Annotated in this window: 18 protein-coding genes; 2 read left to right on the top strand and 16 right to left on the bottom strand. The window is 58.2% G+C overall.

Annotated elements, in window-relative coordinates; all coding sequences use genetic code 11:
- Positions 1-2: 2 nt before the first annotated feature.
- The 3 genes from B9N88_RS17640 to B9N88_RS17650 form a co-directional block, all read right to left on the bottom strand.
- A complete protein-coding gene (locus tag B9N88_RS17640) occupies positions 3-758 on the bottom strand; it encodes an alpha/beta hydrolase family protein (protein ID WP_027605173.1) in 756 nt (251 codons plus the stop codon).
- The gene (locus tag B9N88_RS17645) at positions 748-1,857 is read right to left on the bottom strand and encodes a DUF3182 family protein (protein WP_027605172.1); all 1,110 of its coding nucleotides are present in this window, start codon (positions 1,855-1,857) and stop codon (positions 748-750) included. Before B9N88_RS17645 ends, B9N88_RS17640 begins: the two co-directional genes overlap by 11 nt.
- 171 nt (positions 1,858-2,028) lie before the next feature.
- A complete protein-coding gene (locus B9N88_RS17650) occupies positions 2,029-2,988 on the bottom strand; it encodes a GlxA family transcriptional regulator (RefSeq protein WP_027605171.1) in 960 nt (319 codons plus the stop codon).
- Positions 2,989-3,084: 96 nt separating this feature from the next.
- Between B9N88_RS17650 and B9N88_RS17655 the strand changes: the two genes are divergently transcribed.
- Entirely contained in the window at positions 3,085-3,648 is a 564-nt protein-coding gene (locus tag B9N88_RS17655; protein ID WP_027605170.1) for a cysteine hydrolase family protein, read from the top strand.
- Between the two features lie 21 nt (positions 3,649-3,669).
- Here B9N88_RS17655 and tam read toward each other — a convergent pair whose 3' ends face one another.
- From tam to B9N88_RS17670, 3 genes are all read right to left on the bottom strand, one after another.
- Positions 3,670-4,431, bottom strand: coding sequence for a trans-aconitate 2-methyltransferase (gene tam / locus B9N88_RS17660; protein WP_027605169.1), 762 nt, complete (start codon positions 4,429-4,431; stop codon positions 3,670-3,672).
- A gap of 204 nt (positions 4,432-4,635) precedes the next feature.
- Positions 4,636-5,151, bottom strand: coding sequence for a single-stranded DNA-binding protein (locus tag B9N88_RS17665; RefSeq protein ID WP_003232445.1), 516 nt, complete (start codon positions 5,149-5,151; stop codon positions 4,636-4,638).
- A gap of 9 nt (positions 5,152-5,160) precedes the next feature.
- Positions 5,161-6,555 (bottom strand): MFS transporter, encoded by a 1,395-nt coding sequence (locus tag B9N88_RS17670; RefSeq protein WP_015886131.1) that lies wholly within the window; start codon positions 6,553-6,555, stop codon positions 5,161-5,163.
- A 178-nt stretch (positions 6,556-6,733) separates the two neighbouring features.
- Between B9N88_RS17670 and uvrA the strand changes: the two genes are divergently transcribed.
- The gene (gene uvrA / locus B9N88_RS17675) at positions 6,734-9,568 is read left to right on the top strand and encodes an excinuclease ABC subunit UvrA (RefSeq protein ID WP_027605168.1); all 2,835 of its coding nucleotides are present in this window, start codon (positions 6,734-6,736) and stop codon (positions 9,566-9,568) included.
- A gap of 63 nt (positions 9,569-9,631) precedes the next feature.
- Here uvrA and bfr read toward each other — a convergent pair whose 3' ends face one another.
- The 10 genes from bfr to rplO form a co-directional block, all read right to left on the bottom strand.
- Entirely contained in the window at positions 9,632-10,096 is a 465-nt protein-coding gene (bfr, locus tag B9N88_RS17680) for a bacterioferritin (RefSeq protein WP_017525959.1), read from the bottom strand.
- A gap of 155 nt (positions 10,097-10,251) precedes the next feature.
- Positions 10,252-11,700, bottom strand: a complete 1,449-nt coding sequence (locus B9N88_RS17685; protein ID WP_027605167.1) for a catalase — start codon at positions 11,698-11,700, stop codon at positions 10,252-10,254.
- Positions 11,701-11,937: 237 nt separating this feature from the next.
- The gene (gene rplQ / locus B9N88_RS17690) at positions 11,938-12,324 is read right to left on the bottom strand and encodes a 50S ribosomal protein L17 (protein ID WP_003176402.1); all 387 of its coding nucleotides are present in this window, start codon (positions 12,322-12,324) and stop codon (positions 11,938-11,940) included.
- A gap of 41 nt (positions 12,325-12,365) precedes the next feature.
- Entirely contained in the window at positions 12,366-13,367 is a 1,002-nt protein-coding gene (gene rpoA, locus B9N88_RS17695; protein ID WP_003176403.1) for a DNA-directed RNA polymerase subunit alpha, read from the bottom strand.
- A 22-nt stretch (positions 13,368-13,389) separates the two neighbouring features.
- On the bottom strand, positions 13,390-14,010 hold the full coding sequence (rpsD, locus tag B9N88_RS17700) for a 30S ribosomal protein S4 (RefSeq protein WP_003176404.1): 621 nt from the start codon (positions 14,008-14,010) through the stop codon (positions 13,390-13,392).
- Between the two features lie 18 nt (positions 14,011-14,028).
- Positions 14,029-14,418 (bottom strand): 30S ribosomal protein S11, encoded by a 390-nt coding sequence (rpsK, locus tag B9N88_RS17705; protein WP_002555466.1) that lies wholly within the window; start codon positions 14,416-14,418, stop codon positions 14,029-14,031.
- A 30-nt stretch (positions 14,419-14,448) separates the two neighbouring features.
- Positions 14,449-14,805, bottom strand: coding sequence for a 30S ribosomal protein S13 (gene rpsM, locus B9N88_RS17710; RefSeq protein ID WP_024077676.1), 357 nt, complete (start codon positions 14,803-14,805; stop codon positions 14,449-14,451).
- A gap of 129 nt (positions 14,806-14,934) precedes the next feature.
- Entirely contained in the window at positions 14,935-15,051 is a 117-nt protein-coding gene (gene rpmJ, locus B9N88_RS17715) for a 50S ribosomal protein L36 (protein ID WP_002555468.1), read from the bottom strand.
- 27 nt (positions 15,052-15,078) lie between these two features.
- Positions 15,079-16,407, bottom strand: a complete 1,329-nt coding sequence (secY, locus tag B9N88_RS17720; RefSeq protein ID WP_003176406.1) for a preprotein translocase subunit SecY — start codon at positions 16,405-16,407, stop codon at positions 15,079-15,081.
- Positions 16,408-16,845: a 50S ribosomal protein L15 gene (rplO, locus tag B9N88_RS17725; RefSeq protein WP_003176407.1), complete on the bottom strand. Its 438-nt coding sequence runs from the start codon at positions 16,843-16,845 to the stop codon at positions 16,408-16,410.

Genomic DNA, 16,845 nt, shown 5'->3' on the forward strand with positions numbered 1-16,845 from the left:
CGTTACTGGGACTGGATGATGCTCAACCGCTCGCCCACCACCATCTCGGTGATCCAGTCCACCAGGATCGAGGTGTAGGCCTGTTGTGACACTGGATCGCTCAGGGAGTGGTCGGCACCATCGATGATGCGGTGCGTCAGGGAGTGCGTGTGCTGGCACGCCGCGCGGTAGCTCATGATGGTGGCGTGGGGCACATGGTCGTCGGTTTCCGATTCGACAATCAGCACATCACCGGTAAATTGCGCACAGGCCTGCAGCGCGCGGTTGGTTTCGGCATGCACCAGCGTGCTGCGGTAATCCATCAGGTCGGCCTTATCGAGGTCACGCTTGGGCTTGAGCCATTCCTGGTCGCGGTACAGCGCCGGCACGCGCAGCGCCAGCCAGCGCACCGGGCGCAATGAGGTGAGAATCGCCGCCAGGTAGCCGCCATAGCTGGTGCCCACCACCGCCACCGCCGAGGTGTCGATGGCCGGGTGCGAGAGCAGTCGGTCGTAGGCCGCCAGCAGATCGCGCAGGTTGTCTTCCCGGGTGACGCGGGACAACGGGATACCTGTGCCCGCGTGGCCACGCAGATCGAACGTCAGGCACACGCATCCCAGGCCGGCGATACCTTTGGCGCGCTCCAGGTCGCGCTCCTGGCTACCGCCCCAGCCGTGCACGAATAACACCCCCGGCACCTTCGATTTGGGGCTGAGGAACGTGCCGCTCATCTGTTCGTCGTCGATGTCGATCGCAATGCTTTCGCTTCTAGCCGTCATAAGATTTAACCGTCACGTACTTGAGAAGAAAGTCGCTGTTTTCCGCCGGGCCTCGGTACACCTCGATAGCATCCGCGGGCAGCGCCTGGTCCACGTAGGTTTCTACCGAAGACACCTGAATGGCCTTGAGGCCCGGGTGGTTGATAAAGCTCTGCAGCGCCGCGACTTCCGCGCTGCTGGCGCCACCCATGCGCCAGGATTGTTCAAGCACACCACTGCGCCGCTGGCCGTCGCTGTCCAGACCCTGGGCGATGTCGTAGTTGCGCCGGGACGCGTAGAAACCTGGGTAAGCTTCGTCAGCGGCCGCGTCGAAGACCTGGGCTTGCTCGATGGCTTGGCGCACGTCGCCGGGCAGCTCGAGCTTGAGCAAATCGTCATAACCGCCAGGCACCACCAGCAGGTTGGAGCCACCGTAGACCTCCTCGCCCTGTCCGTCCTGGGTCAGGTATTGCTCGCCGCAGTAGCTGATGACGTGATCGCCGATAAAACTCTGGCCCACACTATGGGTGACCACATCGTGCAGGTCTTGTTCCAGCACGACGCCTTCGCTGAACATCCGGGCCGCTTCGGGGCGCGCCAGCACGGCCTCGAACTCATCCAGGCTGTGGATAACCTCTTGGCCGCGCCCGGCGCAGGCATGCACCGGCTTCAGGCGGATCGGCCCGCTGTAGAGCAGGCGTTTGGCGGCTTCCCGTGCATCGTTGAGCGCAAATACGCTCAGGCCGTCCAGCACAACGTCGCGCACGCGCTCGCAGAACAAGGGCGACCAGCCTTCGGGAGCTGCGGCGTCCGGGCCCAGCAGGCCGTGACTGATGGCTTTGGTGCCGATGAAATCATGCTCCACATAACCGCCCCACAGGTCTTCGGGACCCTTGATATCAAGGGCCAGCGCCTGTGCAGGGCCAATCAGTGTTTGCGTGGGAAGCAGGTAGCGTTCACGGCCGGCGTGTTTGCGTGGATCGTAATCACCGCCGTACTTGAGCCCAAGGATTTGCGCCAGCCACCGCGCAAGGGCTCGGTTGGTTTCGACTTCATGCCGGGGAGCGCCCTCTCGCGTGGAGTGAGCAACTACCCATTTCTTGCGTTGAGTCGGGGTCATGCATCCCCCTTGGCCATCCCGCCATGTGTGTGGGTGGAAGGTTGCAGGGATCAGGCCAACGCAGGTTCAAAAGTGATGGCTTTGAAATCAATCGCTTGCGCAAAAAGCGATAGCAGTTGGCCTGTATTATTCTGCACGACACCACCCTGACCGTGGGGCGTTCTGCACGATTCACACGCCAAAACGGCTGCGGTAATCACTGGGTGCCAAACCGGTGATTTTCTTGAAGGTGGCGCGAAACGCACCAGGGTCCTGATACCCCACGGTCCAGGCGATATGGTCGATGGTGGCGGTGGTGAACTCCAGCATTTGCCGCGCTTTGCCGACGCGCAAATGCTGGCAGTATTCGGTGGGTTTCAACCCCGTGGCGCTGCGAAAACGCCGTAGGAACGTGCGCTCTTCCAGCCCCGCCTCTTGCGCCATGGCGGCCACGGACACATCCACCGCGCCACTGGCTTGCAACCAATGCTGGACCTTGAGGATGGCCACATCGCCATGGCTGAGGATCGGCACAAAGTTGCTGCCGCACTGGCTGGCACTGTCGCTGTGCTCGATCACCAGGAAACGCGCGGTAGCGGCGGCGACGCTGGGGCCCATCAGGCGGTCGACCAGGCGCAGGCCCAGCTCGGACCAGGCCATCAGCCCGGCGGTGGTGATCAGGTCGCCGTCATCGACGATCGGTTTATCCGCCTCAAGGCGTACGGCCGGATAACGGGTCGCGAAGGATTTGGCTGAGGACCAATGGGTGGTGGCGCTGCGCCCGTCCAACAGACCGCTGCGCGCCAGCAGGATCGAACCGATGCACACGCCACCGAGCACGGTGCCCGCAGCGTGTTGCTGGCGAATCCACTCGAGCAGTGCAGGCGGCGCCTGGTCTTCGGTGAACTCGCCGATTGAAGGCGGCACCAGCACCGCCATCATCGGTTGCTCAGGCCCTGGGTGGCTGTCGAATACCCGCGTGGGTATACCATCGCCATCCACCAGCCAGTGGCTCACGCGCAGCAACGGCAGCTGTGCGGATTGATGCTCGGCGGCGATCCGGTTGGCGACACCAAACAGATCGGTCAGCCCATGCACCGCTGCCAACTGCGCACCGTGGTAGATCAACACGCCCAGCTCAACAACCGCCATTGTCAGTTTTCCCCCTGTTATTGTCGGTGCAGCCAATCCCCCGCCCCGGCGCCAGCTAACATACTGGCCCCATCAACCCATCACGAGGCAATACCCATGGCCAAACAAGCGCTCATCCTAATCGATATCCAGAACGACTACTTCCCTCAAGGCAAGTGGCCGCTCGATGGCGTGGAAGCCGCCGCGGACAAGGCTGCGCAGGTGCTCCAGGCGTTTCGCCAGAACGGGGAGGCAGTGATTCATGTGCGCCATGAGTTCACGTCCGAGGATGCACCGTTTTTCACGCCGAACTCTGAGGGTGCCTATTTGCATCCCAAGGTGCTGAACGAGGGCAGCGAGCCGGTGGTGCTTAAACATTTCGTCAATGCGTTCCGCGAAACCCCTCTACGCGCCCTGCTGGAACAGCGCAGCATCACCGAACTGGTGGTGGTCGGCAGCATGAGCCATATGTGCATCGATGCGGTGGTGCGGGCCGCAGCGGACCTGGGCTACAAGGTCACGGTGATTCATGACGCATGCGCCACCCGCGATCTGGAGTTCAATGGGCAGGTGATTCCGGCGGCGCAGGTGCATGGCGCATATATGGCGTCGTTGGCATTTGGCTACGCAGGCGTGGTGTCGGCGGATGAGTATTTGAAGGCGCAAGCAGCAGCGGCGTAAGCGCTGCTTGCTTCTGTGCCGTCAGCGGGTCGCGATGATAAACAGGCGCGGGAAGGGCAGTAATACAGTGCCATCGCCTAGTGCTGGATAAGCCTGTGTAATCCGCGCCTGGTATTCCTGTAGGAAAGCGGCTTTTTCGCTATCGGTCAGTGGCGCGAGAAAGGGTCGCAAGCCCGAGCCCTTGAACCACTCCACCACAGCGGCATGATCCGACAGCGGGTGCTGGTACGTGGTGTGCCACACATCCACGGTACTGCAGTGTTGGCTCAGCAACTCGTAGTAGTAGCTCACCGAGTGGCGCTCATTGTGTTGGAACGCGCCGATCTTTGCCGCCCATGGGCCATCTGCCGCCACTTCGCGCGCCAGCCGGTGGGCGGGTTCATTGAGGTTGTCCGGGGTTTGTACGGCGAGCGTGCCGCCAGGCGTCAACTGGTCGACCAGATGCGGATAGAGCGTGGCGTGGTTTGGCAGCCATTGCAGCGAGGCGTTGGCAAGGATCACGTCGAATGGCTGCGACGGACTCCAGGCACCGATGTCCGCCAGCTCAAAGTTCAGCGCGGGCAGGCGCTTGCGGGCGTCGACCAGCATATCCTCGGAACTGTCCAGGCCCGTCACCTGCGCCTGCGGGAAACGCTCGGCCAATACCTGGGTGGAGTTGCCGGGGCCGCAACCCAGGTCCACCGCTGTGTGCACCGCGGTATTCGGAATGGCCGCGACCAGGTCACGTACCGGACGAGTGCGTTGTTGTTCAAACATCGTGTATTGCTTGGCAGACCAGGTCATCGCGGCTCTCCTTGTTCTGTGGAAGTGGGTTACAGCCTAAATCGAGTGGCCCCTGAGGACAAATGTCGGGGCCGGCGATCGTCCATCCCATCATTTAATCCGTTGCGGGTGCAGCTTCATGCATCACGAAATTACAAAAAAGCCCCGAGAGCAGGGCTCACGGGGCTTTTTGGGAAAGCTATACGGATTGCGCCGAGCGATATCCTAGAACGGAATATCGTCATCAAAGCTGTCGAAATCCGGAGCTGGCTGCGGAGCGGCCTGTTGCGGCGCTGGACGCGACTCACGCTGTGGCTGCTGGCTTGGCTGCGGACGCGACTGCTGTGGACGCGGTGCCGAGTTGGACATACCGCCCTGGCCTTGTTGGTCACCCTGTGGACGACCGCCCAGCAGTTGCATGGTGCCTTGCATGTCGACCACGATTTCAGTGGTGTAACGCTTGATGCCGTCTTTTTCCCACTCGCGGGTTTGCAGCTTGCCTTCGATGTAGACCTGCGAACCTTTGCGCAGGTATTCACCGGCGATCTCTGCCACCTTGCCGAACATCGACACACGGTGCCATTCGGTTTTCTCGACCTTCTGGCCGGTCTGCTTGTCGGTCCACTGTTCGCTGGTCGCCAGACTCAGGTTGGTCACTGCGTTACCGTTAGGCAAGTAGCGAACTTCGGGATCCTGGCCGCATGTACCGACCAATATGACTTTGTTAACCCCACGGGCCATAACGTTCTCCTATGCTGGGCGCGCTGTCGGCACTGGGTTGACCAGTTGCTCGAGCGTCGCGCGATCCAATAATTCGGTGTCCAATTTGATGTAAATGGCCGCCTCTTCCGCGACCACGACAGCATCCGTTACCCCTACGACGGCCTTCAGGCGCTCTACCAGGCCGCTTTCACGGATCGCCTCAGGCGATAGCGGCAAACGCAGGCTTGTGACGTAGGGAGGTTCGCGCATGGTAACAGCAAAGGCCAACCAAAGTGCAGCCAGCCCGGCGCATCCAAGGAACACAACCGACAAACCGCCATGCTGGAACATCCAGCCGCCCATGATGCCGCCCAACGCCGAACCCAGGAACTGGCTGGTGGAATACACCCCCATTGCCGTGCCCTTGCCACCGGCCGGTGAAACTTTACTGATCAGCGAAGGCAACGAAGCTTCCAGCAAGTTGAACGCGGTGAAGAACACCACCGTACCGATGACCAGCGCCCGTAGGCTGTCGCCGAACTGCCAGAAGAATAGTTCAGTGAGCATCAATGTCGCGACGGCGCCGAGCAAAACTCGTTTCATTTTGCGTTTCTTCTCGCCATAGATAATGAACGGGATCATGGCGAAGAACGAAATCAGCAGTGCCGTGAGGTAGACCCACCAGTGCTGTTCCTTGGGCAGCCCGGCTTTTTCCACCAGCGCCAGGGGCAAGGCCACGAAGCTGCACATCAGCATTGCGTGTAATACGAAGATACCTAAATCCAGGCGCAACAGATCCGGGTGCTTGAGCGTCGGCAACAGGGCCTTGCGTGCGACGCCCGACTCACGGTGCTGCAACGTGCCGGTGGAGCGCGGCACCATGAAGGCCACGATCACGATCCCGAACAACGCCATGCCGCCGGTGGCAAGGAACAGGCCGTGCAAGCCAAAGGCGCGCGTCAGCAACGGGCCCACGACCATGGCCACGGCGAACGACAGACCGATGGTCATGCCGATCATGGCCATGGCCTTCGTGCGGTGTTGCTCACGGGTCAGGTCGGACAGCAGCGCCATGACCGCAGCGGAAATCGCCCCGGCACCTTGCAGGATGCGTCCGGCGATCACGCCCCAGATCGAATCGGATTGTGCCGCGAGCACGCTGCCGAGGGCGAAGACAATCAGCCCGAGGTAAATCACCGGACGCCGGCCAATACGGTCGGAAATGATTCCGAACGGAATCTGAAAAATCGCCTGGGTCAAGCCATAGGCGCCAATCGCCAGGCCGATCAGTGCGGGGGTCGCGCCTGCCAGATCCATTCCATAGGTCGCCAGTACCGGCAACACCATGAACATGCCAAGCATACGGAACGCGAACACCAGGGCCAGACCGCTTGCTGCTCGGGTCTCGCCGCTACTCATGCGTTCGCTGTGGGGATCGTGCATGGAAAAACCTCGTGTGAACCGGCGGCGATTCTACCAGTCCCATCGAGTGAGAGGGTATATGCGGCGCTTTGCCGCGCAGCTTTCATGTAAGGCTGCACCCGGCACTTTGACAGTGTATATTCATCCAGTCTTTAGCCGTATACTCCTGCATTATTTACGCCCGCCGTGCGAGGCCATCTTGGACAAGATCCTGATTCGTGGGGCTAGAACCCACAACCTGAAGAACATCGACCTGACCCTGCCCCGGGACAAACTGATCGTCATCACCGGCTTGTCCGGCTCCGGCAAATCGTCCCTGGCGTTCGACACGCTGTATGCCGAAGGTCAGCGTCGCTATGTGGAATCGCTGTCGGCCTATGCCCGGCAGTTCCTGTCGATGATGGAAAAGCCGGACGTCGACACCATTGAAGGCCTGTCGCCGGCGATTTCCATTGAGCAGAAGTCGACCTCCCACAACCCGCGTTCCACCGTGGGCACCATCACCGAAATCTACGACTACCTGCGCCTGCTGTACGCGCGGGTAGGCATCCCGCGCTGCCCGGACCACGACATTCCGCTGGAGGCCCAGACCGTCAGCCAGATGGTCGACCTGGTGCTGGCCCAACCGGAAGGTGCCAAGCTGATGCTGCTGGCGCCGGTGATTCGCGAGCGCAAGGGCGAACACCTCTCTGTATTCGAAGAGCTGCGTGCTCAAGGTTTCGTACGTGCGCGTATCAACGGCAAGCTGTATGAGCTGGACGAAGCGCCGAAACTCGACAAGCAGAAGAAGCACTCGATTGATGTCGTGGTCGATCGCTTCAAGGTGCGGTCCGACCTGCAGCAGCGTCTGGCGGAATCGTTCGAGACCGCGTTGAAGCTGGCGGATGGCATTGCCCTGGTGGCGCCGATGGATGACGAGCCGGGTGAAGAGATCATCTTCTCCGCGCGCTTTGCCTGCCCGATCTGTGGCCACGCCATCAGCGAGCTGGAGCCCAAGCTGTTCTCCTTCAACAACCCGGCCGGTGCCTGCCCGACCTGCGATGGCCTGGGCGTGAAGCAATTCTTCGACATCAAGCGCCTGGTCAACGGCGACCTGACATTGGCGGAGGGCGCGATACGCGGCTGGGACAGGCGTAACGTCTACTACTTCCAGATGCTCGGGTCGTTGGCGGCCCATTACAAGTTCAGCCTTGAAGTACCTTTCAACCAACTGCCAGCAGACCAGCAGAAAGTCATCCTTAATGGCAGCGGCTCGCAGAACGTCGACTTCAAGTACTTGAACGACCGTGGCGACATCGTCAAGCGCTCCCACCCGTTCGAAGGCATCGTGCCGAACCTGGAGCGGCGCTACCGCGAGACTGAATCGGCGAGTGTGCGCGAGGAGCTGGCAAAATTCCTCAGCACCCAACCGTGCCCGGATTGCCGGGGCACTCGCCTGCGCCGTGAGGCGCGGCATGTATGGGTGGGTGAGAAGACGTTGCCGGCGGTGACCAACCTGCCGATCGGCGATGCCTGTGAATACTTTGGTGTACTGCAGCTCACCGGACGCCGTGGGGAAATTGCCGACAAGATCCTCAAGGAGATCCGCGAGCGCTTGCAGTTCCTGGTTAACGTTGGCCTGGACTATCTGTCGCTGGATCGCAGCGCGGATACGTTGTCCGGTGGTGAAGCGCAGCGAATTCGCCTGGCCAGCCAGATTGGTGCCGGCCTGGTGGGGGTGTTGTACATCCTCGATGAGCCTTCGATTGGCCTGCACCAGCGGGATAACGATCGCCTGCTGGGCACGCTGAAGCACCTGCGGGATATCGGCAATACGGTGATCGTGGTCGAGCACGATGAAGACGCGATTCGCCTGGCGGACTATGTGGTGGATATTGGCCCAGGCGCCGGCGTACATGGAGGACATATTGTCGCCGAGGGCACGCCTGCCGAGGTAATGGCGCATCCCGACTCGTTGACCGGCAAGTACCTGTCCGGCCGCGTGAAGATCGCAGTGCCAGCCAAGCGTACACCGCGCAACAAGAAGATGGCATTGCACCTCAAGGGCGCGCGTGGCAACAACTTGCGCAATGTTGACCTGGAAATACCACTGGGCCTGCTGACCTGCGTGACCGGTGTTTCCGGCTCAGGCAAGTCGACGCTGATCAACAACACGCTGTTCCCCTTGAGTGCCACCGCCTTGAACGGCGCCACCACCCTGGAAGCCGCCGCGCACGACAGCATCAAGGGCCTGGAACACCTGGACAAGGTGGTCGATATCGACCAAAGCCCGATTGGCCGCACACCGCGCTCCAACCCGGCGACCTACACCGGGCTGTTCACGCCTATTCGTGAGCTGTTTGCTGGCGTGCCGGAATCCCGTTCACGGGGCTACGGGCCAGGCCGCTTCTCGTTCAACGTCAAGGGCGGTCGCTGCGAAGCGTGCCAGGGCGATGGCCTGATCAAGGTGGAAATGCACTTCCTCCCGGACATCTACGTGCCGTGCGATGTGTGCAAGAGCAAGCGCTACAACCGCGAAACCCTGGAGATCAAGTACAAGGGCAAGAGCATCCACGAAACCCTGGAGATGACCATCGAAGAAGCGCGGGTGTTCTTTGATGCGGTTCCGGCGCTTGCGCGCAAGCTGCAGACGCTGATGGATGTGGGCCTGTCATATATCAAGCTGGGGCAGTCGGCGACCACGCTGTCCGGTGGTGAGGCGCAGCGGGTGAAGCTGTCTCGCGAGCTGTCCAAACGCGATACGGGCAAGACCTTGTATATCCTGGACGAACCGACAACCGGCCTGCACTTTGCTGATATTCAGCAATTGCTGGATGTGTTGCACCGCTTGCGTGATCACGGCAACACCGTGGTGGTGATCGAGCACAACCTGGATGTGATCAAGACGGCCGACTGGCTGGTGGATCTAGGGCCGGAAGGCGGATCCAAGGGCGGCCAGATCATTGCGGTGGGTACGCCGGAGCAGGTCTCCGAGATGCCACAATCGCATACGGGTTACTACTTGAAACCATTGCTGGCGCGCGACCGGGCCTGATTTATCAGGCTCAATAAAAAGCCCCTGTCACTGCTGAGGTGACAGGGGCTTTTTTGTAGGAAATCAGAACTGCGATTGCAGGTAGTTTTCCAGGCCAATCAGCTTGATCAAGCCCAACTGCTTTTCCAGCCAGTAGGTGTGATCTTCTTCGGTATCGTTCAACTGCACGCGCAGGATTTCCCGCGTGACGAAGTCGCTGTGCTGTTCGCAGAGCTCGATGCCCTTGCAGAGAGCGGCACGCACCTTGTATTCAAGACGAAGATCGGCTGCAAGCATGTCAGGTACGCTGGTACCCACATCCAGATCGTCGGGACGCATACGTGGCGTACCTTCGAGCATCAGGATACGACGCATCAGTGCATCGGCGTGCTGTGCCTCTTCTTCCATTTCGTGGTTGATACGCTCGTAGAGTTCGGTAAAACCCCAGTCTTCGTACATGCGCGAGTGGATGAAATATTGATCACGAGCTGCCAGTTCGCCCGTCAGCAACGTGTTGAGGTAATCGATTACGTCGGGGTGACCTTGCATCGCCCTACATCTCCCTGCTTGAAAGTCTGTAGTTTGAACCATGCTGACTCGGAGGTCACGGGACTAACGGCAGAAAAGTGAAGATTTCCGCAGAAAAGTAGCTGAAATAACGCAAAAACCGCCCAAATGAGGGCGGTTCTGCTTATCGTTTAGAGTCAGTTAAGCGATACACCCAGTGCCTTTGCGATTGCGTCTCCATAAGCAGGATCTGCCTTATAGAAGTGCTGCAGTTGACGCTGGACCACATCACTGGAGACACCGCTCATTGCGCCGGCGATGTTATTGGTGAGCAGTGCTTTCTGCTCATCATTCATCAGGCGGAACAGCGCACCTGCGTGGCTGTAGTAGTCGGTATCTTCACGGTGATCGTAACGATCAGCCGCACCGCTCAAGGGCAATGCAGGCTCGGCGTACTGTGGCGCTTGCTTCGGAGCTTCGGCGTAGCTGTTCGGTTCGTAGTTCGGAGTCGCACCACCATTGCTGCCAAATGCCATCGAGCCATCACGCTGGTAGCTGTTGACCGGGCTGCGCGGAGCATTCACCGGCAATTGCTGGTGGTTGGTACCCACACGGTAGCGGTGAGCATCTGCGTAAGCGAAAACCCGACCTTGGAGCATACGGTCTGGCGACAGGCCAACGCCTGGAACCATGTTGCTTGGGCCAAATGCAGCCTGCTCTACTTCAGCGAAGTAGTTCTGCGGATTGCGGTTAAGTTCCAGCTCACCCACTTCAATCAACGGGAATTCTTTCTGCGACCAGGTTTTGGTCACATCAAACGGATTCTCGTAATGGGCGTTCGCCTGGGCCTCGGTCATGATCTGGATGCAGACCCGCCATTTCGGGAAGTCACCGCGCTCGATCGCACCAAACAGATCACGCTGGGCGTAATCAGGATCAGTACCGGCCAGGCGGGCCGCCTCAGCCGGCGCCAGGTTCTTGATGCCTTGCTTGGTTTTGTAGTGCCACTTCACCCAGTGCCGCTCACCGCGGGCGTTAATCAAGCTGTAGGTGTGGCTGCCAAAGCCGTGCATATGACGGTAGCCATCGGGAATACCACGGTCCGAAAACAGAATGGTGACCTGGTGCAGCGCCTCTGGAGAGTGCGACCAGAAGTCCCACATCATTTGCGCGCTTTTCAGGTTGCTTTGCGGTAACCGCTTCTGAGTGTGGATGAAATCGGGGAATTTCAGCGGATCGCGTATGAAGAACACCGGTGTGTTGTTACCCACGATGTCCCAATTACCTTCTTCGGTGTAGAACTTCAAGGCAAAACCACGGGGATCGCGCTCGGTGTCTGCGGAACCACGCTCACCGCCCACAGTAGAGAAACGCAGGAACGTTGGAGTTTGCTTACCAACGGACTCGAACAATTTGGCGCTGGTGTACTGGGTGATGTCCCGGGTGACCGTAAAAGTACCGTAGGCACCCGACCCTTTGGCGTGTACACGACGCTCAGGGATGTTTTCACGGTTGAAATGGGCAAGTTTCTCGATCAGGTGAAAATCGTCAAGAAGCAGCGGGCCGCGCGGGCCGGCTGAACGGGAATTCTGGTTATCCGCAACGGGAGCGCCGCTGGCGGTGGTAAGGATTTTATTCTGGCTCATGCTCAATTTTCCTCAGGTCGGACTTGGAACTGCCGGCTAATCGGCTTGGAGGGAGTATTGACCATCAACATGACACCTACAAATTCATTAAATCGTAAGCTTCAATAGAGAATAACTAACAATACCCCCGCGCACATAGTGCTGAGCGCTGTCTGAGGAAGCTTGTACACATCGCGCTTTTGTTACGCGCACAAAAAACCGGGCACTAGGCCCGGTTCTTCGTTACAGCTTGTCGTCTTACTCGGCGCTTACAGCTTCGCCGGCAGTAGCACGATCAACCAACTCGACGTACGCCATAGGCGCGTTGTCGCCAGCGCGGAAACCGCACTTGAGGATGCGCAGGTAGCCACCCTCACGGGTAGCGTAACGCTTGCCCAGGTCGTTGAAGAGCTTACCAACGATAGCTTTCGAACGAGTACGGTCGAAAGCCAGACGGCGGTTAGCCAGGCTGTCTGTCTTGGCCAAAGTGATCAGCGGCTCAGCAACGCGACGCAGTTCTTTAGCTTTCGGCAGTGTAGTTTTGATCAGCTCGTGCTCGAACAGCGACACCGCCATGTTTTGAAACATGGCCTTGCGGTGCGAGCTGGTACGGCTCAGGTGACGACCACTTTTACGATGACGCATGGTTCATTCCTTACCAAACTCACGTTCGGTGATTACGACGATCAGGCAGTCGCCTTGTCGTCCTTCTTAAGACTTGCAGGCGGCCAGTTGTCGAGGCGCATGCCGAGGGACAGACCGCGGGAGGCCAGAACGTCCTTGATTTCAGTCAAGGATTTCTTGCCCAGGTTCGGAGTCTTCAACAGTTCTACTTCGGTACGCTGAATCAGGTCGCCGATGTAGTAAATGTTTTCCGCCTTAAGGCAGTTAGCCGAACGTACAGTCAGTTCCAGATCGTCAACCGGGCGAAGCAGGATCGGATCGATCTCGTCTTCCTGCTCGATTACCACTGGTTCGCTGTCACCTTTGAGGTCGACGAACGCAGCCAACTGCTGTTGCAGAATGGTTGCAGCGCGGCGGATAGCCTCTTCAGGATCCAGAGTACCGTTGGTTTCCAGATCAATAACCAGCTTGTCCAGGTTAGTACGCTGCTCGACACGGGCGTTTTCCACCACGTATGCGATACGGCGAACCGGGCTGAACGAAGAGTCAAGCTGCAAGCGACCAATGCTGCGGCTTTCGTCTTCATCGCTCTGACGCGAGTCGGCCGGTTCATAACCACGACCACGAGCTACGGTGAGCTTCATGTTCAGGGCGCCGTTAGACGCCAGGTTAGCGATTACGTGATCGGGGTTAACGATCTCGACATCATGATCCAGCTGAATATCGGCAGCGGTAACCACCCCCGAACCCTTCTTCGACAAGGTCAGCGTAACTTCGTCACGGCCGTGCAGCTTGATAGCCAGACCTTTAAGGTTCAACAGGATTTCAATTACGTCTTCCTGTACACCTTCGATGGCGCTGTACTCGTGGAGCACACCGTCAATCTCGGCCTCGACTACTGCACAGCCGGGCATTGAGGACAACAGGATGCGGCGCAGCGCGTTGCCCAGGGTGTGGCCAAAACCACGCTCGAGAGGCTCGAGAGTGATCTTGGCGCGGGTTGGACTGACAACCTGCACATCAATGTGGCGGGGTGTCAGGAACTCATTTACCGAAATCTGCATGGATGCACCTATTTTCTAGCCCTTACTTGGAGTAGAGCTCGACAATCAGGCTTTCGTTGATGTCGGCGGACAGATCACTGCGAGCAGGAACGTTCTTGAAAACGCCCGACTTCTTCTCAGTGTCTACTTCTACCCATTCTACGCGGCCACGTTGGGCACACAGATCGAGAGCTTGGACAATGCGAAGTTGGTTTTTTGCTTTCTCGCGAACTGCGACCACGTCACCAGCACGAACCTGGTAGGACGGAACGTTTACGGTCTGACCGTTAACGCTGATCGACTTGTGCGATACCAGCTGACGGGATTCGGCACGAGTCGAACCAAAGCCCATACGGTATACAACGTTGTCCAGACGGCATTCGAGCAGTTGCAGCAGGTTTTCACCGGTTGCACCTTTCTTGCCAGCAGCTTCTTTGTAGTAGCCGCTGAACTGACGCTCGAGAACGCCGTAGATACGACGGACCTTCTGCTTTTCACGCAGTTGGGTGCCGTAATCGGACTGGCGACCGCGGCGTTGGCCGTGGATACCAGGTGCTGCTTCAATGTTGCACTTCGATTCGATCGCGCGCACGCCGCTCTTCAGGAAGAGATCGGTGCCTTCGCGACGAGCGAGTTTGCATTTTGGACCAATGTAACGAGCCATTCTTTACAATCTCCTGGATTACACGCGGCGCTTCTTCGGCGGACGGCACCCGTTGTGCGGGATTGGCGTCACGTCGGTGATGCTGGCGATCTTATAGCCACAGCCGTTCAAAGCACGGACAGCAGACTCACGACCTGGACCTGGACCTTTGACGTTAACGTCGAGGTTTTTCAGGCCATATTCCAGCGCAGCTTGACCAGCACGTTCAGCAGCTACTTGAGCAGCAAACGGCGTGGACTTGCGGGAACCGCGGAAACCCGAACCACCGGAGGTAGCCCAAGAAAGCGCGTTACCTTGACGGTCGGTGATGGTCACGATGGTGTTGTTAAAAGATGCATGGATGTGGGCGATGCCATCAACCACTGTCTTTTTAACTTTTTTACGAGGACGAGCAGCAGGTTTTGCCATGATAATTTTCCTGTCGATTCGCTGGGGCGATTACTTGCGGATCGGCTTACGCGGACCTTTACGGGTACGCGCGTTAGTCTTGGTACGCTGACCGCGCACTGGAAGACCACGACGATGACGCAGACCGCGATAGCAACCGAGGTCCATCAAACGCTTGATTTTCATGTTGATTTCGCGACGCAGGTCACCTTCAGTGGTGAACTTCGCCACTTCGCCACGCAGCAATTCAATCTGCTCGTCGCTCAGATCCTTGATCTTAGCGGCTGGGTTTACCCCAGCAACCGCGCAAATTTTCTGCGCAGTAGTGCGACCAACACCATAGATGTAGGTCAGCGAGATAACAGTGTGCTTGTTATCTGGAATGTTAACGCCTGCAATACGGGCCATTCAGTGGGACTCCAATTGACAGCTACCTACGCCCCGGAAGCCAAGAAATAGGGCGCGAGATAATATCGCTGTAATAACAAATAATCAACCCGGCAGCGCACTAGCTGCCGGGCTTCAAGCGGATCACACTCAGCCTTGGCGCTGTTTGTGACGCGGTTCCGCGCTGCAAATTACTCGAACAACACCTTCGCGGCGAATAATCTTGCAGTTACGGCACAGCTTTTTCACCGATGCACGAACTTTCATCACCAACTCCTCGAACCTTATGGGTACTCAGCGCAACATGCCGCTGCCGTAACCCTTCAGGTTGGCTTTCTTCATCAGGGATTCGTACTGGTGCGAAACGAGGTGCGATTGTACTTGGGACATGAAGTCCATCACAACCACGACCACGATCAGCAACGAGGTCCCGCCAAGGTAGAACGGAACGTTTGCTGCAACCACCAGGAACTGGGGCAACAAGCACACGGCCGTCATATATAGAGCACCGAACAGGGTCAAACGAGTCAGAACGCCATCAATGTAGCGTGCCGACTGCTCACCTGGACGAATACCCGGAATAAAGGCACCGGACTTCTTCAGGTTTTCCGCTACGTCTTTCGGATTGAACATCAACGCCGTATAGAAGAAGCAGAAGAAAATAATCCCTGCACTAAACAGCAGAATATTCAACGGCTGACCAGGAGCGATCGACTGAGAGAGGTCCTGCAGCCAGCCCATATTTTCAGACTGACCAAACCAGGTACCCAACGAAGCCGGAAACAGCAAAATGCTGCTCGCGAAAATTGCCGGAATAACACCGGCCATATTCACTTTCAGCGGCAAGTGGCTGGTCTGCGCAGCAAAAACCTTACGGCCCTGCTGACGCTTGGCGTAGTGAACAGCAATACGACGCTGGCCACGCTCAATGAACACCACAAAACCGATAATCGCTACTGCCAGCAAACCGATGGCAACCAGGGCGAAGATATTGATATCACCCTGACGTGCAGACTCGAAAGACTGCCCGATTGCTCTCGGAAGACCGGCGACGATACCTGCGAAAATCAACATCGAGATACCGTTACCAACACCACGCTCAGTAATCTGCTCACCCAGCCACATCATGAACATCGCACCAGCCACAAACGTGGATACCGCGACGAAATGGAAGCCAAAGTCACCAGTGAACGCAACACCCTGCCCAGCCAGGCCAACGGACATGCCGATAGCTTGGACCAGGGCGAGGATGACAGTGCCGTAGCGGGTGTACTGGCTAATCTTGCGACGGCCAGCTTCACCTTCCTTCTTCAACTGCTCCAGCTGCGGGCTGACGGCGGTCATCAGTTGCATGATGATCGATGCCGAGATGTACGGCATGATCCCCAGTGCAAAAATGCTCATCCGTTCCAGCGCACCGCCAGAAAACATGTTGAACAAGCTAAGAATGGTCCCCTCATTCTGTCGAAACAGGTCTGCGAGTCGGTCCGGGTTGATACCTGGAACCGGGATGTGTGCGCCTATTCGGTAGACGATAATCGCCAGGAACAGAAAACGCAGACGAGCCCAAAGTTCAGACATACCGCCTTTGCCGAGCGCTGAGAGAGCACCTTGCTTAGCCATTTATTCCTCGAACTTGCCGCCAGCTGCTTCGATAGCCGAACGCGCACCTTTGGTGGCGCCGATTCCCTTGCCGATAGTGACAGCGCGAGTCACTTCACCGGACAGCATGATTTTCACACGCTGTACGTTGACGTTGATCACGTTGGCATCTTTCAGGGTCTGCACAGTAACGATGTCGCCTTCCACTTTAGCCAGCTCGGACAGACGCACTTCTGCGCGGTCCATGGCCTTCAGGGAAACGAAGCCGAACTTAGGCAGGCGACGATGCAGCGGCTGTTGACCGCCTTCAAAGCCTGGAGCAATGGTGCCACCGGAGCGGGAGGTTTGACCTTTGTGGCCACGGCCACCAGTCTTACCCAAACCGCTACCGATACCACGGCCCGGACGATGCTTTTCGCGACGGGAACCCGGCGCTGGACTCAGATCATTGAGTTTCAT

Source organism: Pseudomonas sp. LAMO17WK12:I1, assembly GCF_900177315.1.
Lineage (GTDB): Bacteria > Pseudomonadota > Gammaproteobacteria > Pseudomonadales > Pseudomonadaceae > Aquipseudomonas > Aquipseudomonas marginalis.

What these genes read in the sequence shown, in the direction of transcription:
- B9N88_RS17640 (WP_027605173.1), bottom strand. Translation starts at nt 758, where the DNA reads ATGACGGCTAGAAGCGAAAGCATTGCGATCGACATCGACGACGAACAG.
- B9N88_RS17645 (WP_027605172.1), bottom strand. Translation starts at nt 1,857, where the DNA reads ATGACCCCGACTCAACGCAAGAAATGGGTAGTTGCTCACTCCACGCGA.
- B9N88_RS17650 (WP_027605171.1), bottom strand. Translation starts at nt 2,988, where the DNA reads ATGGCGGTTGTTGAGCTGGGCGTGTTGATCTACCACGGTGCGCAGTTG.
- B9N88_RS17655 (WP_027605170.1), top strand. Translation starts at nt 3,085, where the DNA reads ATGGCCAAACAAGCGCTCATCCTAATCGATATCCAGAACGACTACTTC.
- tam (WP_027605169.1), bottom strand. Translation starts at nt 4,431, where the DNA reads ATGACCTGGTCTGCCAAGCAATACACGATGTTTGAACAACAACGCACT.
- B9N88_RS17665 (WP_003232445.1), bottom strand. Translation starts at nt 5,151, where the DNA reads ATGGCCCGTGGGGTTAACAAAGTCATATTGGTCGGTACATGCGGCCAG.
- B9N88_RS17670 (WP_015886131.1), bottom strand. Translation starts at nt 6,555, where the DNA reads ATGCACGATCCCCACAGCGAACGCATGAGTAGCGGCGAGACCCGAGCA.
- bfr (WP_017525959.1), bottom strand. Translation starts at nt 10,096, where the DNA reads ATGCAAGGTCACCCCGACGTAATCGATTACCTCAACACGTTGCTGACG.
- B9N88_RS17685 (WP_027605167.1), bottom strand. Translation starts at nt 11,700, where the DNA reads ATGAGCCAGAATAAAATCCTTACCACCGCCAGCGGCGCTCCCGTTGCG.
- rplQ (WP_003176402.1), bottom strand. Translation starts at nt 12,324, where the DNA reads ATGCGTCATCGTAAAAGTGGTCGTCACCTGAGCCGTACCAGCTCGCAC.
- rpoA (WP_003176403.1), bottom strand. Translation starts at nt 13,367, where the DNA reads ATGCAGATTTCGGTAAATGAGTTCCTGACACCCCGCCACATTGATGTG.
- rpsD (WP_003176404.1), bottom strand. Translation starts at nt 14,010, where the DNA reads ATGGCTCGTTACATTGGTCCAAAATGCAAACTCGCTCGTCGCGAAGGC.
- rpsK (WP_002555466.1), bottom strand. Translation starts at nt 14,418, where the DNA reads ATGGCAAAACCTGCTGCTCGTCCTCGTAAAAAAGTTAAAAAGACAGTG.
- rpsM (WP_024077676.1), bottom strand. Translation starts at nt 14,805, where the DNA reads ATGGCCCGTATTGCAGGCGTTAACATTCCAGATAACAAGCACACTGTT.
- rpmJ (WP_002555468.1), bottom strand. Translation starts at nt 15,051, where the DNA reads ATGAAAGTTCGTGCATCGGTGAAAAAGCTGTGCCGTAACTGCAAGATT.
- secY (WP_003176406.1), bottom strand. Translation starts at nt 16,407, where the DNA reads ATGGCTAAGCAAGGTGCTCTCTCAGCGCTCGGCAAAGGCGGTATGTCT.
- rplO (WP_003176407.1), bottom strand. Translation starts at nt 16,845, where the DNA reads ATGAAACTCAATGATCTGAGTCCAGCGCCGGGTTCCCGTCGCGAAAAG.